Below are 18009 nucleotides of genomic sequence, written 5' to 3'. Positions count from 1 at the left end.
CGAGCTTGATCCACCACAGGAAGGTTCCCCCCGTCATGCCCGATGACAAGAAGCTCGTCGACTACCTCAAGTGGGTCACGGCCGATCTGCACAAGACCCGCAAGCGGCTGGAGGAGGCCGAGGCCCGCGGGCGCGAGCCCATCGCCGTCGTCGGCATGTCCTGTCGGCTGCCCGGCGGGGTGAACTCGCCCGAGGAGTACTGGAACCTCCTCGACGAGGGCCGCGACGGCATCGCGCCCTTCCCCGCCGACCGCGGCTGGGACCTCGACGCCCTCAACGGCGAGGGCGCCGGGAGCAGCGCCGCGGGCGAGGGCGGCTTCGTCGACGCAGCTGCCTTCGACGCCTCGTTCTTCGGGATCTCGCCGCGCGAGGCGGTCGCCATGGACCCGCAGCAGCGCATCCTGCTGGAGACGTCCTGGGAGGCCGTGGAGCGAGCCGGTATCGACCCGGTGTCGCTGCGCGGCAGCCGCACCGGCGTCTTCGTCGGCACCGCAGGCGTCGACTACGTCGGCGTGGTCATGAACTCCCGAGAGGACGCCGAGGGCCACGCCACCACCGGCCTCACCGCGAGCGTCGTCTCCGGACGCCTGTCCTACGCCTTCGACCTCGCGGGCCCCGCCGTCACCGTCGACACCGCCTGCTCGGCGTCGCTGGTGGCCATCCACCTGGCCGCGCAGGCCCTGCGCAACGGGGAGTGCGGCCTCGCCCTCGCGGGCGGCGTCACCGTCATGTCGACGCCCATGGGCTTCTCCGGCTTCACCCGCCAGGGCGGCATCTCCACCAGCGGTCGGTGCAAGGCCTTCGCCGACGACGCCGACGGCACCGGCTGGTCCGAGGGCGCCGGCGTCCTCGTCCTGGAGCGACTCTCCGACGCGCGCCGCAACGGCCACGAGGTCCTCGCCGTGCTGCGCGGCTCCGCCATCAACCAGGACGGCGCCTCCAACGGGCTCACCGCGCCCAACGGCCCGTCGCAGCAGCGGGTGATCCGGCAGGCGCTGGCCGGCGCCGGACTCTCCTCCGCCGACGTCGACGCCGTCGAGGCACACGGCACCGGCACCCCGCTCGGCGACCCGATCGAGGCGCAGGCGCTGCTGGCGACCTACGGCCAGGACCGTCCCGAGGACCGTCCGCTGCTGCTGGGCTCGGTGAAGTCCAACATCGGCCACTCGCAGGCCGCCGCCGGTGTCGCGGGCGTCATCAAGACGATCCTCGCCATCCGGCACGGTGTCCTGCCCAAGTCCCTGCACATCGGCGAGGCGTCCACGCACGTCGACTGGAGCGCGGGCAACGTCGCCCTCCTCACCGAGCGTCACGCGTGGCCGGAGACCGGCCGCCCGCGCCGTGCCGGTGTGTCGTCCTTCGGTATCAGCGGCACCAACGCCCACGTCGTCATCGAGCAGGCGCCGGACGGTCAACCGGCCGACGGGCAACCGGCCGAGGGCGAACCGGAGAAGCCGACCGCCACCCCCACCGTCGTGCCGTGGACGGTCTCCGCGAAGACCCGGGACGCCCTGGACGCCCAGCTCGCCCGCGTCACGTCCGTCACCGGCGCCTCCCCGCTGGACGTCGGCCTCTCGCTGGCCACCGGCCGTTCCTCCTTCGAGCACCGTGCGGTGCTGCTGGCGGGTGCGCAGGGTGTTGACGGTGTTGACGGTGCTCCGGTGGAAGTGGCGCGGGGGCGTGCCGTGGAGCGTTCACTTGCCGTGCTGTTCTCGGGTCAGGGTTCGCAGCGGGCCGGGATGGGTCGTGAACTGTACGGTCGTTTCCCGGTGTTCGCGGAGGCGTTGGATGCGGCGTTGGCGCGTCTGGATGTTCCGGAGCTGCGGGAGGTGCTGTTCGCGGAGGACGACGAGCGGCTGCACTCGACCGGCTGTACGCAGCCTGCGCTGTTCGCCGTCGAGGTGGCGCTGTACCGGTTGGTCGAGTCGTGGGGTGTGCGGCCGGAGTTCGTGGCCGGTCACTCGATCGGTGAGATCGCCGCCGCGCATGTGGCCGGGGTGTTCTCGCTGGACGATGCGTGTGCCTTGGTCTCCGCACGTGCCCGTTTGATGCAGGAACTGCCGTCCGGTGGCGCGATGGTGGCTGTGCAGGCGACCGAGGCCGAGGTCGCGCCGCGGCTGGCCGAGGGTGTCTCGCTCGCCGCCGTCAACGGGCCCGACTCCGTGGCCCTTGCGGGACCGGAGGCCGAAGTCCTGGCGCTGGCTGCGGAGTTCGCCGCCGAGGGCCGCAAGACCCAGCGTCTTGCGGTGAGTCACGCCTTCCACTCGGCGCTGATGGAGCCGATGCTCGACGCGTTCCGCGTCGTCGCCGAGGGGCTGACGTACGCCGAGCCGACGATTCCGGTGGTCTCCAACGTCACCGGCGCCCTCGCGGAGCCGGGTCAACTGACCACCGCCGCCTACTGGGTGAAGCATGTGCGCGGAACCGTCCGGTTCGCAGACGGGGTCCGTGCGCTCGCCGAGGCGGGCGCCGACGCGTTCCTCGAGGTCGGGCCCGGGGGAGTCCTCACCGCCCTCACCCGGCAGACCCTCGACTCCACCGACGCCCCCGACAGCGTGGCCGTACCGGCGCTGCGCGCCCAGCGGCCCGAACAGGACGCCCTGCTCACCGGCCTCGCCCAGCTGCACGTGTCCGGTGTCCGGATCGACTGGCCCGCGTGGTTCGAGGGCACCGGCGCCCACCGCACCGACCTGCCCACCTACGCCTGGCAGCACCGCCGTTACTGGCCCCGCCCGCTCGCCCACGCTGCCGACATCCCCGGCGCGGGGCTCGCCCCGGCCCAGCACCCGCTGCTCGGCGCCGCCGTCTCCCTCGCCGGGTCCGAGGGCGTCCTGCTCACCGGACGGGTCGGACTGCGCACCCACCCCTGGCTCGCCGACCACACCATGGGGGGCCATGTCCTCTTCCCGGCCACCGGCTTCCTCGAACTGGCCGTCCGCGCCGGTGACCAGGTCGGCTGCGGCCGGGTCCAGGAACTCGTCCTCACCACGCCCCTCGCTCTCGACCCGAGTGCCGCCGTCGCCGTCCAGGTCACCGTCGGCGCCCCCGACGCCTCCGGCGGACGCCCCCTCGGCATCCACTCGCGGCCCGCCGACGCGTCCGCCGACGAGCCGTGGACCCAGCACGCCGACGGCGTACTCGTTCCCGGCGAGCACGGGGTGCCCTTCGAGGAGACCGCCTGGCCGCCCGCCGGCGCCACCCCCGTCGACCTCACCGGCTTCTACGAGCGCACCGAGTACGGACCCGTCTTCCAGGGGCTGCGTGCCGCCTGGACCCGCGGCGACGACGTCTTCGCCGAGCTGGAGCTGCCCGCCCGCGCCGACGACGCCGCCCTCTTCGGGATGCACCCCGCGCTGCTCACCGCCGCCCTGCACGCGGTGGAGTACGTCGATCTCAAGGACGCCGACCAGGGGCTGCTGCCGTTCTCCTGGTCCGACGTCACCCTGCACGCCTCCGGCGCCTCCCGGCTGCGGGTGCGCATCGGCAAGGGCGGCGAGGACACCGTCTCCCTCGCCGCCGTCGACTCCGCGGGACGTCCCGTGCTGTCCGTCGGTGCGCTCGCGCTGCGCCCCTCGTCCGCCGCCCGGCTGCTCGGGCCCGGAGCCACCGACCGGGCCTGTCTGCTGAGCCTCGACTGGGTGCCCGCCGAGCCCGGCGGCACACCCGCCTCCGGCCCCCGCGCGGGCCTAGGGGCCGACTCCTTCGGCACCGGCACCACCCTCGCCTCCCTCGACGAGGTCACCGAGGACGGCACCGTCGTCCTCGTGCCCGTGCCCGACAGCGGGGACGATCCGGTCGCCGCCACCCACGGGGCGACCCGCGCCACCCTCGGCCTGCTCCAGGAGTGGCTGGCCGCACCGCGCCCGGCGGGCGCCCGGCTCGTCTTCGTGGCCCGCGGAGTCGTCACCGCCGGGCCGGGCGACCCGGCGGACAACCTCGCGGGCGCCGCCGTCTGGGGCATGGTCCGCACCGCCCAGGGCGAACACCCCGGCAGCCTCACCCTCGTCGACCTCGAACCCGGCACCACGCTGCCCCTCGACGAGATCCTCGCCGCCGACGAACCGCAGAACGCCGTCCGCTCCGGCAGGCTCCTCGTCGGCCGCCTCGCCCAACTGCCCCCGCCCGCCGAGGACCAGGACGGACCCGGTCAGCCCGACCTCTTCGGCGGCGCCCGCGGCGGCACCGTCCTCATCACCGGCGGGACCGGCACCCTCGGCGCGCTCACCGCCCGCCACCTCGTCGCCGAGCACCACGTCACCCGGCTGCTGCTGGTCGGACGGCGCGGCGCGGAGGCCCCCGGCGCCGCCGAACTCGCCGCCGAACTGCGCGAGTCGGGCGCCCACGTCACCGTCGCCGCCTGCGACGTCACCGACCGGGCCGCCCTGGCCGCCCTCCTGGACGAGGTGCCCGCCGACCATCCCCTGACCGGGATCGTCCACGCGGCCGGGGTCCTCGACGACGCAGTCGTCACCTCCCTCACCCCCGAGCGGCTCGACGGTGTGCTGCGGCCCAAGGCCGACGCCGCCTGGCATCTGCACGACCTCACCCGCCACCTCGACCTCGAGGCGTTCGTCCTCTACTCCTCGATCTCCGGTGTCACGGCCCGCGCGGGCCAGGCCAACTACGTCGCCGGCAATCTCTTCCTGGACACCCTCGCCCAGTACCGCGCCGCGCAGGGCCTGCCCGCGCTGTCCGTCGCCTGGGGCGCCTGGGACCTCGACGACGGCATGGCGAGCGAGCTGCTCACCGACGCCGGACGCCAGCGCATCCGCTCCCGCGGCATCGACACCCTGCCCTGCGGCCGCGCGCTCGAGCTGCTCGACGCGGCCCTGGCCCGTCGTACCCCCTTCGTCGTCGCCACCACCCTCGGCACGCCTCCGGCCGCCGTCCACGCCGACGAGGTGCCGCCGCTGATGCGCGGTCTGGTCACCGCACCCCGCAGGACCGCCTCGGCCGCCGCTCCGGCCCGGGTGCTCGACGCGGTCTCCTTCCGCGAGAGCTTCGCCTCGCTCGGCGCCGCCGACCAGGAGAGCGCCCTGCTGGACCTGGTGATCGCCTGCTCCGCCGAGCTGCTCGGCCACACCGACCCGACCGAGATCGACCCCGAGCGCGACTTCCTCGAACTCGGCTTCGACTCCCTGATCGGCATCGAACTGCGCCGCAAGCTCAGCGACGTCACCGGCCTCCAGCTGCCCGCCAGCATCGTCTACGACAGCGGCTCCCCGAACGGTCTCACCGCCTGGCTGCGCACCGAACTCGGCGCCCAGGGCGGCGCGGCCCCGCAGACCGGCGGCGGCCCCACCGAGAACGACTCCATGGAGCGCCTCTTCCTCGACGGACTCGCCCAGGGCAAGCTGCGCGAGGCACAGCGGATGCTCGCCACCGTCGCCGCGCTCCGCCCGTCCTTCGAGGTCACCGCCGAACTGGAGGACCTGCCCTGGCCGGTGACGCTCGCCGAGGGGCCCGCCGCCACCCGGCTGATCTGCGTCAGCGCGCCCACCGCCAACGGCGGCGTCCACCAGTACGCCACCCTCTCCGGGCACTTCCGGGGCCGCCGCGACGTCGCCGCCCTGCCGCTCGTCGGCTTCAACACCGGTGAGGCGCTGCCCGCCCACGCCGCCGCGGCGGCCCGGGTCATCGCCGAGAGCGCCCTCCAGGCCGCCGACGGCAACCCCTTCGTGCTCGTCGGCCACTCCTCCGGAGGCTCCCTCGCCTACGCGGCGGCAGGTGTTCTGGAGAGCACCTGGGGCATCCGACCCACCGCCGTCGTCCTCCTCGACACCCTCAGCATCCAGCACAACAGCGACGAGGGCGTCGACTACAACGGCATGATGAAGTTCAACTTCACCGCCGTCGACGACTCCCCGGTGCGCCTCACCAACTCCCGCCTCTCCGCGATGGGTCGCTGGATGGTGCTCCTCAACGCCCTGGACGTGCACCCCACCACCGCGCCCGTCCTGGAGGTCAAGTGCACCCGGGCCCTCATCGAGGGCGTCCCCGCGCCGGACCCCGAGCGGCTCCTCGTGCCGGTCGTGCCCGGCGCCGACGTCCTGCCCCTCGACTCCGACCATCTGTCCCTCATCCGTGAGGACTCGGGGCCCGCCGCCGACCTCGTCCACGAGTGGCTCACCGCTCTGGAGGACCGCGCCACCGCGCGGACGGAGACGGCCCCGGCCGGCTGAGAACCGCGCTCACTCGAAGGCCCGGGACCGGTCGCGCTGCGGCCGGTCCCGGGCCTTCGGCGTGCTCCCGCAAACGCCGTCCCGCCGAAAACTTCCGACACCAAGCCCGGTGGCGCCCGCCGATAGCAAGAACAGTCGAGGGAATTCACCAGTCCTCCGCGCCCTTACCGCCCGCTGTCGGGCCCCGTACGTCCGCAACGTCCCCATGCTCTAGGGAAACACGCAGTCCGAGATCGCCAGACTGGCCTTCGGAACGGTCGGGTCGTGGAGTTCGGAGATCGCCGTTCGTCGAACTTCGCGTTTCCGGAATCTCATGGAGAGGTGGGCTACCTGATGTCGAACGAGGACAAGCTCCGCGCGTATCTCAAGCGGGCTGTCGCCGACCTTCAGGAGGCCAGGCAGCAGCTGAGCGAGGCCGAGGGCCGCGACCGCGAGCCCATCGCCGTCGTCGGCATGGCCTGCCGCTACCCGGGCGGTGTCCGCACCCCCGACGATCTGTGGGATCTGGCCCGCGAGGGTGTCGACGCCATCTCCGCGTTCCCCGACAACCGCGGCTGGGACCTGGACCGACTGTTCCACCCGGACCCCGCGCACCACGGCACCACGTACACGCGCGAAGGCGGATTCCTGCACACCGCGGGCGAGTTCGACCCGGCCTTCTTCGGTATCTCGCCGCGCGAGGCGCTCGCCATGGACCCGCAGCAGCGGCTCCTGCTGGAGACGTCCTGGGAGGCGCTGGAGCGCGCCGGGATCGTTCCCGACACCCTCACCGGCAGCAGCACCGGCGTCTTCGTCGGCACTGGACACGGCGACTACGACGGCGCCTCCCGGGGACGTCAGGAGGAGGTCGCCGGACACCTCCTGACCGGCAACACCGTCGCCGTGGCCTCCGGCCGGCTCTCCTACACGTACGGCTTCGAGGGCCCCGCGGTCACCGTCGACACCGCCTGCTCCTCCTCGCTGGTCGCGCTCCACCTCGCGGTCCGGTCCCTGCGCCAGGGGGAGAGCTCTCTCGCCCTCGCGGGCGGCGCCACCGTGATGTCGACGCCGAAGATGTTCACCGAGTTCTCCCGGCAGCGCGGTCTCGCCGCCGACGGTCGCTGCAAGGCGTTCGCCGAGGGCGCCGACGGCACCGGCTGGTCCGAGGGCGTCGGCCTGGTCCTGCTGGAGCGCCTCTCCGACGCCCGTCGCAACGGCCATCCGGTCCTCGCGGTGGTGCGTGGTTCCGCCCTCAACCAGGACGGTGCCTCCAACGGGCTCACCGCGCCCAACGGCCCCTCCCAGCAGCGCCTGATACGTCAGGCCCTCATCGACTCCGGGCTCACTGCGGGCGAGGTCGACGTCGTCGAGGCGCACGGCACCGGCACCACCCTCGGCGACCCCATCGAGGCCCAGGCCCTCCTGGCCACCTACGGACGCGACCGGGGCGACGCCCAGCCGCTGCTGCTCGGCTCCCTCAAGTCCAACACCGGCCACACGCAGGCCGCTTCGGGTGTCGCGGGCGTCATCAAGATGGTGCAGGCCATGCGGCACGGCACCCTCCCCAAGAGCCTCCACATCGACGCGCCCACCCCGCACGCCGACTGGGCGGACGGCGGTGTCGAGCTCCTCACCGACCACACCGCCTGGCCCGAGACCGGCCGTCCGCGCAGGGCCGCGGTGTCCTCGTTCGGCGTCAGCGGCACCAACGCGCACCTCGTCCTGGAGGAGGCGCCCGCCGAGGACAGGTCCGAGGAGCAGGCCGCGCCCGCAGACGCGCCCGCAGACGCAGACGGCTCCGACGCCGACGGGCGCTGGCTGCCCTGGGTGATCTCCGGGAAGACCCGCACGGCGGTCCGCGAGCAGGCCGCCCGGCTCGCGGACGCCGTCCGCTCCTCGGACGCCGGCGCCCTCGATGTGGCCCACGCCCTGTCCGTCACCCGTGTCGCCCTGGACCACCGCGCGGCCGTCGTCGGCCGCACCACCGACGAGCTGCTCACCGGGCTCGATGCGCTGGCTGCGGGAGAGTCCTCGCCCGCCACCGTGACCGGCACGGCGGGTGAGGGCGCCGGTGGTGTGGTGTTTGTTTTTCCGGGTCAGGGTTCTCAGTGGGTGGGTATGGCGGTGGAGTTGCTTGCTTCGTCGTCGGTGTTTGCGTCGCGGGTTGCTGAGTGTGGTGTGGCGTTGGAGGCGTTTACGGATTGGTCGTTGCTTGATGTGTTGAGGGGGGTTGAGGGTGCTGCGTCGTTGGAGCGGGTTGATGTGGTGCAGCCTGCTTTGTGGGCGGTGATGGTGTCGTTGGCTGAGGTGTGGCGTGTGGGTGGTGTGGAGCCTGCTGCGGTGGTGGGTCATTCGCAGGGGGAGATTGCTGCTGCGGTGGTGGCGGGTGGTTTGTCGGTTGAGGATGGTGCGCGGGTTGTTGCGTTGCGGTCGCGGGCGTTGCGGGCTCTTTCGGGTTTGGGTGGGATGGTTTCGGTTGCGCGGGGTGTGGAGGAAGTGCGGTCGTTGTTGGGGGAGTTCGGGGGTCGTATTGGTGTGGCGGCGGTGAATGGGCCGTCGTCGGTGGTGGTGTCGGGTGATGCGGATGTGTTGGATGTTTTTGTGGAGCGGTGTGAGGGGTTGGGGGTTCGGGTTCGTCGGGTTGCGGTGGATTATGCGTCTCATTCTGTGCATGTGGAGCGTATTGAGGGTGAGTTGGCGGAGTTGCTTTCTTCGGTGGTGGGGCGTTCGGGTGCGGTGCCGTTCTATTCGACGGTGTCGGGTTCTGTGATTGACACCGTCGAGTTGGATGGTTCGTATTGGTATCGGAATTTGCGGGGGACGGTGGAGTTCGAGGCGGCGACGCGTGCGTTGCTTGCTGATGGTTTTCAGGTGTTTGCGGAGATCAGTGCGCATCCGGTGGTGGCGACGGGGGTGCAGGAGACGATTGAGGATGCGGGGGTGAGTGCGGGTGTGGTGGGGACGCTGCGGCGTGACGAGGGTGGTTTGGAGCGTTTTGCGCTGTCGTTGAGCGAGGCGTGGGCGTTGGGCGCGGACGTCGACTGGGGCGTTCACTGGGACGGTCTCCGGCCCCGCCGCGTCGACCTCCCCACCTACCCCTTCCAGCGCGAGTGGTACTGGCTCACCCCCGCCGAGTCGGACGCCCCCGCGGCCACCGGAAAGGCGGCCGACGGCGACTTCTGGGCCGCCGTCGAGAGCGGCGACATCACCCGTCTCTCCTCCGTACTGGAGGTCACCGGCGACGACGTCGAGGCCTTCGGTGCGCTGCTGCCCGCACTCGCCACCTGGCGCCGCCGCCGCACTCTCTTCTCCACTCTCGACTCCTGGCGCTACCGCGTCAGCTGGTCCCCCCTCACCGGCGCCGACGGCGCGGTACCCGACGGCCGTTGGCCCGCCCTCGTCCCGGCCGGCCACGCCGACGACCCGTGGGTGGCCACCGTCCTCGGCGCCCTCACCGCCCGCGGTCTGCGCGTCGAGCGCCACGACCTCACCGGCGACGAGGACACCGCGGCCCTCGCCGCGCTCCTCGACGGCCCCGACATCACCGGTGTGCTCTCCCTGCTCGCCCTCGACGAGCGCCCCCACCCCGACCACCCCGCCCTGCCGCGCGGCCTCGCCGCCGCCAAGGACCTGGTGCACGCCCTGTCCGGCACCGGAGCCCGCCTCTGGGCCCTCACCCGGGGCGCCGTCGCCGTCGACAGCCGCGACCCGCTGACCTCGCCGGTCCAGGCCGAGACCTGGGGCTTCGGCAGGGCCGTCGCCCTCGAACTCCCCGACAGCTGGGGCGGTCTCGTCGACCTGCCCGCCGCGCCCGACGCCCGCACCCTGTCCCGGCTCGCCGCGCTCCTCGACGGCACCGAGGACCAGATCGCCGTACGGCCCTCCGGCGCCCACGTACGCCGCCTCGCCCGGATGCCCCTGCCCGACCCGGCCCCCGCCACGGACGCGTCCGGCGACGTTCCCGGCGACGCGTCCGGCGCAGCCGACACCCCGGCCACCGACGACGACGGAATCGGCGGCTGGGGCGCCCACGACACCGTCCTGGTCACCGGCGGCACCGGCGCCCTCGGCGCGCACGTCGCCCGCTCGCTCGCCGCCTCCGGCACCCGCCACCTCGTCCTCACCAGCCGCCGCGGCGCCGACGCGCCCGGAGTCGTCGACCTCGTCCGCGAGTTGGAGGGCCTCGGCGCCCGGGTCACCGTCGCCGACTGCGACGTCGCCGACCGCGACCAGCTCGCCCGGCTCCTCGACTCGCTCCCCGCCGACCTCCCGCTGACCGGCGTCGTGCACGCCGCCGGCGTCCTCGACGACGGTGTCCTCGACGGCCTCACCCCGGGCCGCTTCGACGCCGTCCTGCGCCCCAAGACCCTCGGCACCGCGAACCTCGACGAGCTGACCCGCGGTCACGAGCTGACGATGTTCGTGCTGTTCTCGTCGATCGTCGGCGTCCTCGGCAACGCCGGACAGGCCAACTACGCCGCCGCCAACGCCTACCTGGACGCCGTCGCCGAACAGCGCCGCGCCGCCGGGCTGCCCGTCACCTCCGTCGCGTGGGGACCCTGGGCCGACGCGGGCATGGCCACCGCCGACGTGCTCGCCGACCGCATGAGCCACGACGGCCTCGCCCCCATGGCGCCCGACACCGCCGTCGCCGCGCTGCGCGCCGCCGTCGCCGAGGGCGTTCCGCACGCCACCGTCGTCGACGTCGACTGGCAGTCCTACGCGGGCGTGCTGACCGCGGCCAGGCCCAGCCCGCTCCTCGGCGACCTGCCCGAGGTCCGCCGCGCCCTGGAGACGGCCGCCGCCACCGCCCCTGCCGCCCCCGACACCCACGCCCTGCGCGAGCGGCTGCGCGGCCTCGCCCCCGCCGAACAGGACCGTCTGCTCACCGACCTGATCCGAGCGGAGGTCGCCACCGCGCTGCGCCACTCCTCACCGGACGCCATCGACGTCAACCGCGCCTTCAAGGACCTCGGGTTCGACTCGCTGACCGCCGTCGAGGTACGCAACCGGATCACCGCCGCGACCGACGTCGCCCTCCCCACCACGCTCCTCTTCGACTACCCCAACACCACCGCCGTCGCCGCCCATCTGCGCACTCTGCTGCTCGGCGACGAACGTCCCGCCGCCCAGCCCGTGGTGGTCTCCGCGGGCGTCACCGACGAGCCGATGGCCGTCGTCGCCATGGCCTGCCGCTTCCCCGGCGGCGTCACTACACCCGAGGAACTCTGGGACCTCGTGGCGGCCGAACTCGACGTCGTCTCCACCCCGCCCGAGGACCGCGGCTGGGACCTCGACGCGATGTACGACCCGGACCCCGAGCGGCAGGGCACCACCTACAGCCGCGAGGGCGGCTTCATCCGGGACGTCGCCGGATTCGACCCTGCCTTCTTCGGGATCTCGCCGCGCGAGGCGCTCGCCATGGACCCGCAGCAGCGGCTTCTGCTGGAGACGTCCTGGGAGACCTTCGAGCGCGCCGGGATCGACCCGCAGACCCTGCGCAACAGCGCAACCGGCGTCTTCGTCGGCAGCATCACCACCGACTACCAGGTCAGGCTCGGCGGAGCCGCAGCCCAGGAGGAGTTGGCCGGTCACCTGATGACCGGCAACGCCTCCAGCATCGCCTCCGGCCGCCTCTCCTACACGTACGGCTTCGAGGGCCCGGCCGTCACCATGGACACCGGCTGCTCCTCGTCCATGGTGGCGCTCCACCTGGCGCTGCAGTCACTGCGCACCGGCGAGTGCACGATGGCCCTCGCCGGCGGTGTCACCGTCATGTCCACGCCCGAGCCGTATGTCGAGTTCTCCCGGCAGCGAGGTCTCGCCGCCGACGGTCGCTGCAAGGCGTTCGCCGAGGGCGCCGACGGCATGGGCTTCGCCGAGGGCGTCGGCCTGGTCCTGCTGGAGCGCCTCTCCGATGCGCGTCGCAACGGTCATCCGGTCCTCGCGGTGGTGCGTGGTTCCGCGCTCAACCAGGACGGTGCCTCCAACGGGCTCACCGCGCCCAACGGCCCCTCCCAGCAGCGCGTCATCCGGCAGGCCCTCGCCAACGCCGGGCTCACCGCGGGCGAGGTCGACGTCGTCGAGGCGCACGGCACCGGCACCCCGCTCGGCGACCCCATCGAGGCGCAGGCCATCCTCGCCACCTACGGCCAGGGCCGCGCTCCCGGACAGCCGCTGCTGCTCGGCTCCCTGAAGTCGAACATCGGCCACACCCAGGCCGCCGCCGGTGTCGCCGGAATGATGAAGATGGTCCTGGCGATGGAGCACGGCGTGCTGCCCAGGAGCCTGCACATCACCAACCCGACCCCCGTGGTCGACTGGTCGAGCGGCGCGGTGCGCCTGCTCACCGAGGCCACCCCGTGGCCGGAGACGGGCCGTCCGCGCCGGGCGGGCATCTCCTCCTTCGGCATCAGCGGCACCAACGGCCACCTCGTTCTGGAGGAGGCGCCGGCCGAGGAGCGGGTCGAGGAGGCGGCCGAGCCCGTCACAGTGGGCGACGCCGACGCCGATTCCGCCGCCGCCGAGGGCCGTTGGCTGCCCTGGGTGATCTCCGCGAAGACCGGCGCCGCGCTCGCCGAGCAGGCGGCACGGCTGGCCACCCGGGTGCGCGCCTCCGGCGCCGCGCCGCTGGATGTGGCCCACGCCCTCGCCGTCACCCGGGCGCCGATGGACCGGCGTGCCGTCGTCGTCGGCCGGGACACCGACACCTTCCTGGCCGGGCTCGACGCGCTGGCCGCGGGCGAGGCGTCTGCCCGGGTCGTCGAGGCGACCGCGGGTGAGGGCGCCGGCGGCGTTGTCTTTGTTTTTCCGGGTCAGGGTTCTCAGTGGGTGGGTATGGCGGTGGAGTTGCTTGCTTCGTCGTCGGTGTTTGCGTCGCGGGTTGCTGAGTGTGGTGTGGCGTTGGAGGCGTTTACGGATTGGTCGTTGCTTGATGTGTTGAGGGGGGTTGAGGGTGCTGCGTCGTTGGAGCGGGTTGATGTGGTGCAGCCTGCTTTGTGGGCGGTGATGGTGTCGTTGGCTGAGGTGTGGCGTGTGGGTGGTGTGGAGCCTGCTGCGGTGGTGGGTCATTCGCAGGGGGAGATTGCTGCTGCGGTGGTGGCGGGTGGTTTGTCGGTTGAGGATGGTGCGCGGGTTGTTGCGTTGCGGTCGCGGGCGTTGCGGGCTCTTTCGGGTTTGGGTGGGATGGTTTCGGTTGCGCGGGGTGTGGAGGAAGTGCGGTCGTTGTTGGGGGAGTTCGGGGGTCGTATTGGTGTGGCGGCGGTGAATGGGCCGTCGTCGGTGGTGGTGTCGGGTGATGCGGATGTGTTGGATGTTTTTGTGGAGCGGTGTGAGGGGTTGGGGGTTCGGGTTCGTCGGGTTGCGGTGGATTATGCGTCTCATTCTGTGCATGTGGAGCGTATTGAGGGTGAGTTGGCGGAGTTGCTTTCTTCGGTGGTGGGGCGTTCGGGTGCGGTGCCGTTCTATTCGACGGTGTCGGGTTCTGTGATTGACACCGTCGAGTTGGATGGTTCGTATTGGTATCGGAATTTGCGGGGGACGGTGGAGTTCGAGGCGGCGACGCGTGCGTTGCTTGCTGATGGTTTTCAGGTGTTTGCGGAGATCAGTGCGCATCCGGTGGTGGCGACGGGGGTGCAGGAGACGATTGAGGATGCGGGGGTGCGTGCGGGTGTGGTGGGGACGCTGCGGCGTGACGAGGGTGGTTTGGAGCGTTTTGCGCTGTCGTTGAGCGAGGCGTGGGCGTTGGGCGCGGACGTCGACTGGGGCGTTCACTGGGAGGGTCTGCGGCCCCGCCGCGTCGACCTCCCCACCTACCCCTTCCAACGGCAGCACTACTGGCCGCGCTTCGCCGACCTCGGCGGCGACGTCAGCTCCGCCGGACTCGACTCCCCGGACCACCCCCTGCTCGGCGCCTCCGTCGAACTCGCGGGTGGCGACGGCCTGGTGGCCACCGCGCGCTGGTCGCTGCGCACCCACCCCTGGCTCGCCGACCACGCCGTGTCCGGCACCGTGATCGTCCCCGGCACCGCGCTCGTCGAGTCCGTGATCCGCGCCGGCGACGTCCTCGGCTGCGGTCGCGTCGACGAACTCACCCTCCAGGCGCCCGTCGTCCTCCAGGAGCGCGGCGAGGTCCAGGTCCAGATCGGCGTCGGCGTACCCGACCAGGGCGGGTGCCGGCCCGTCACCGTGCACACCCGCGCCACCGGACCGGACGGCGACACCGAGGACCTCTGGACCCTGCGCGCCCAGGGCACCCTCACCGAACCCGGCGCACCCGCCGTCGAACGGCCCGAGGACTTCACCGTGTGGCCCCCGCGCGGCGCCACCGCTCTCGCCTCCGACGGCTTCTACTCGACGCTCGCCGACCGCGGTTACGCCTTCGGCCCGGTCTTCCAGGGAGTCCGCGCCGTCTGGAGCCGCGGCGACGACCTGTTCTCCGAGGTCGTCCTGCCCGAGGCGGTCGCCGGCGACGCCGGACGCTTCGGCATCCACCCCGCGCTCCTCGACGCCGCCCTGCACGCCGCCCACCTCGCCCCGGGCGCCGCCGACGGCCGCACCGTGGTGCCGTTCGCCTGGTCCGGGGTCGCCCTGCACGCCACCGGCGCGACCGCTCTGCGGGTACGGGTCTCCCCGGACGGCCGGGACACCGTCTCCGTCCACCTCACCGACCCCACCGGGGCACCCGTCGCCGCCATCGAGCGGCTCACCGTCCGCGAGGTCGCCGCCGAGACCCTCGACGCGTCGGCCCGCGCCGCCCGCGACTGGCTGTTCCGCCTCGACTGGACCCCCGTCACCCCGCCCGCCGCCGCACCTGCCGCCACCGACTGGGCCGTCCTCGGCGACCCCGCCGCCGAACCCGTCGCACCCGACGGCAGCGGCGACCCGCTGCCCCGTCACACCACCGTCTCCGACGCCGTCGCAGAACTCCCCTCCGTCGCCGTCCTGTTCGCCGGGGCCGCCGCCGACGGGGACAGCACCTCCGACGTCCCCGACACCGTCCTCGACGAGGTGCTCGCCACCGTCCAGGAGTGGCTCGCCGACGACCGCACCGACACCACCCCGCTGGTCGTCGTCACCCGCGGCGCCGTCGCCACCGCGAGCGGCGACCCCGCCCACGACCTGCGCGGCGCCGCCGTCTGGGGGCTGGTGCGGTCCGCCCAGGCCCAGTACCCGGGCCGCCTGGTCCTCGCCGACCTCGACCCGCACACCGACTCCTGGCTCGCACTGCCCGCCGCCCTCGCCTCCGGAGAGCCGCAACTCGCCCTCCGCCAGGGCGCCGCGTACGCCCCGCGCCTGACCCGCCCGCGCGGCGACGACGTCCTCACCGTGCCCACCGGCACCGACACCTGGCGTCTCGACATCCCCGAGAAGGGCTCCGTCGACAAGCTCGACCTCGTGCCCTGCCCCGAGGAGCTCACCACGCCCGCCGCCGGACAACTCGTCATCGAGGTGCGCGCCGCCGGACTCAACTTCCGCGACGTCCTCAACACCCTCGACATGTACCCCGGCCCCGCCGTGCTCCTGGGCGCCGAGGCGGCCGGTGTCGTCACCGCCGTCGGAGCGGACGTCACCGGATTCGCCCCCGGCGACCGCGTGATGGGCCTGGTCTCCGGCGGCTTCGCCACCCACGCCGTCGCCGACGCCCGCATGGTCGCGCCCACCCCCGACGGCTGGACCTGGGCCCAGGCCGCCTCCGTGCCCGTCGCCTACCTCACCGCCTACTACGGCCTCCGCGACCTCGCCCACCTGCAGGCGGGCGAGTCCGTCCTCGTGCACGCAGCCGCGGGCGGAGTCGGCATGGCCGCCGCCCAACTGGCCCGGCACTGGGGCGCCGACGTGTACGGCACCGCGGGCGACCACAAGCGCGACCTGCTGCGCGCCGACGGCTGGGCCGGCGACCGCCTCGCCTCCTCCCGCACCCTCGACTTCGAGGACCGCTTCCGCGCCACCAGCGGCGGACGCGGCGTCGACGTCGTCCTCAACTCCCTCGCGGGCGAGTTCATCGACGCCTCCCTGCGCCTGCTCGCCCCCGGCGGCCGCCTCGTCGAGATGGGCAAGACCGACGTCCGCGACCCCGGACAGGTCGTCGTCGACCACCCGGCCGTCGCCCTCTACCAGGCGTACGAGCTGCGCGAGGCGGGCGAGGACCGCATCCAGGAGATGTTCCGCGACCTCACGGACCTCTTCGCGACCGGTGCCCTCGCTCCGCTGCCCACCGTCACCTGGGACGTCCGCCACGCCCGCGCCGCGTTCCGGCACATGGCGCAGGCCAAGCATTACGGCAAGATCGTCCTCACCCTGCCGCGCAGCTGGGACCCCGAGGGCACCGTTCTGGTCACCGGCGGCGTCGGAGTCCTCGGCGGCATCCTCGCCCGGCACCTCGTCACCCGGCACGGCATGCGCCACCTCCTCCTCACCGGACGGCGCGGACCCGACACCCCCGGCGCCGCCGAACTCGCCGCCGAACTGCGCGAGTCCGGCGCCGAGGTCACCGTCGCCGCCTGCGACGCGGCCGACCCCGACGCCCTCGCCGCGCTCCTCGCCGCAGTCCCGGCCGCACACCCCCTCACCGCCGTCGTGCACGCCGCGGGCACCGTCGACGACGGCGCCCTGGAAGCCCTCACCCCCGACCGGCTGCGCACCGTCCTCGCCCCCAAGGCCGATGCCGCCCGCAACCTCGACCGCCTCACCCGCGACCTCGACCTCGCCGACCTCGTGCTGTTCTCGGCGGGCGCCGGAGTCTTCGGCAACGCAGGGCAGGCCAACTACGCCGCCGCCAACACCTACCTCGACGCGCTCGCCCACCGCCGCCGCGCCGCCGGACTGCCCACCACCTCCCTCTCCTGGGGCCTGTGGGCCGACACCAGCGCCCTCACCGGCCAACTCGACGCCACCGACCTCGCCCGGGTCCGCCGCTCCGGTGTACTGCCTCTCTCCGCCGCCGACGGCATGGCCCTCTTCGATGCCGCGCTCACCGAACAGCGCCCGCACCTGGTGCCCATCCGCCTCTCCACCGGTCAACTCCGCGCCGAGACCGACGAGATACCGCATCTGCTGCGCGCCCTGTACCGGGGACCGGCCCGCCGCACCGCCGAAGCGGGCACCGCCTCCGGCACCGACGCCCTCCGCGGACGTCTCGCCGGACTCTCCGCCGACGACCGGCACACCGCCCTGCGCGACCTCGTCGGCACCTACGCGGCGGCCGTCCTCGGCCACGCCGACCCCGACCTGCTGCATGCCCAACGCGCTTTCCGCGACCTCGGGTTCGACTCCCTGACCGCCGTCGAACTCCGCAACCGTCTCAGCGGCGCCACCGGCCTGCGGCTGCCCGCCACCCTCGTCTTCGACCACCCGACCGTCGCCGAACTCGCCGCCTTCCTCGACGCCGAACTCTTCGACGGCCTCACCGCCGCACCCGCCGCGCCCGTCGCCGCGCACGCCCCGCACGGCGACGACGAGCCCTTCGCGATCGTCGGCATGGCCTGTCGACTGCCCGGCGGCGTCCGCTCGCCCGAGGACCTGTGGCAGCTCCTCGCCGACGGCACCGACGCCATCGCGCCGTTCCCCGCCGACCGGGGCTGGAACCTCGACGCCCTCTACGACGCCGTACCCGCCCACGAAGGCAGCTCCCGCACCCGCGAGGGCGGATTCCTGCACGACGCCGCCGACTTCGACGCCGACTTCTTCGGCATCTCCCCGCGCGAGGCCCTCGCCATGGACCCCCAGCAGCGCCTCCTCCTGGAGACCGCCTGGGAGAGCTTCGAACGCGCCGGCATCGACCCCCGCTCGGTCCGCGGCACCCGCACCGGCGTCTTCGCCGGGCTCTCCTCCAGCGACTACCTCAAGC

General features: G+C 73.2%; 2 protein-coding genes. Both read left to right on the top strand.

The features are described from left to right. Positions 1-35: 35 nt before the first annotated feature. Positions 36-6182, top strand: coding sequence for a type I polyketide synthase (locus JGS22_RS25590; RefSeq protein WP_211041205.1), 6147 nt, complete (start codon positions 36-38; stop codon positions 6180-6182). Positions 6183-6503: 321 nt separating this feature from the next. Next, positions 6504-18009: type I polyketide synthase (locus JGS22_RS25585; RefSeq protein WP_443742862.1), on the top strand; the 11506-nt coding region annotated here is incomplete at its 3' end.

Source organism: Streptomyces tardus, assembly GCF_018101125.2.
GTDB lineage: Bacteria > Actinomycetota > Actinomycetes > Streptomycetales > Streptomycetaceae > Streptomyces > Streptomyces tardus.
The sequence above is the reverse complement of the archived record's forward strand: the minus strand, read 5'-3'. Positions and strand labels throughout refer to the sequence as shown.

What these genes read in the sequence shown, in the direction of transcription:
- JGS22_RS25590 (WP_211041205.1), top strand. Translation starts at nt 36, where the DNA reads ATGCCCGATGACAAGAAGCTCGTCGACTACCTCAAGTGGGTCACGGCC.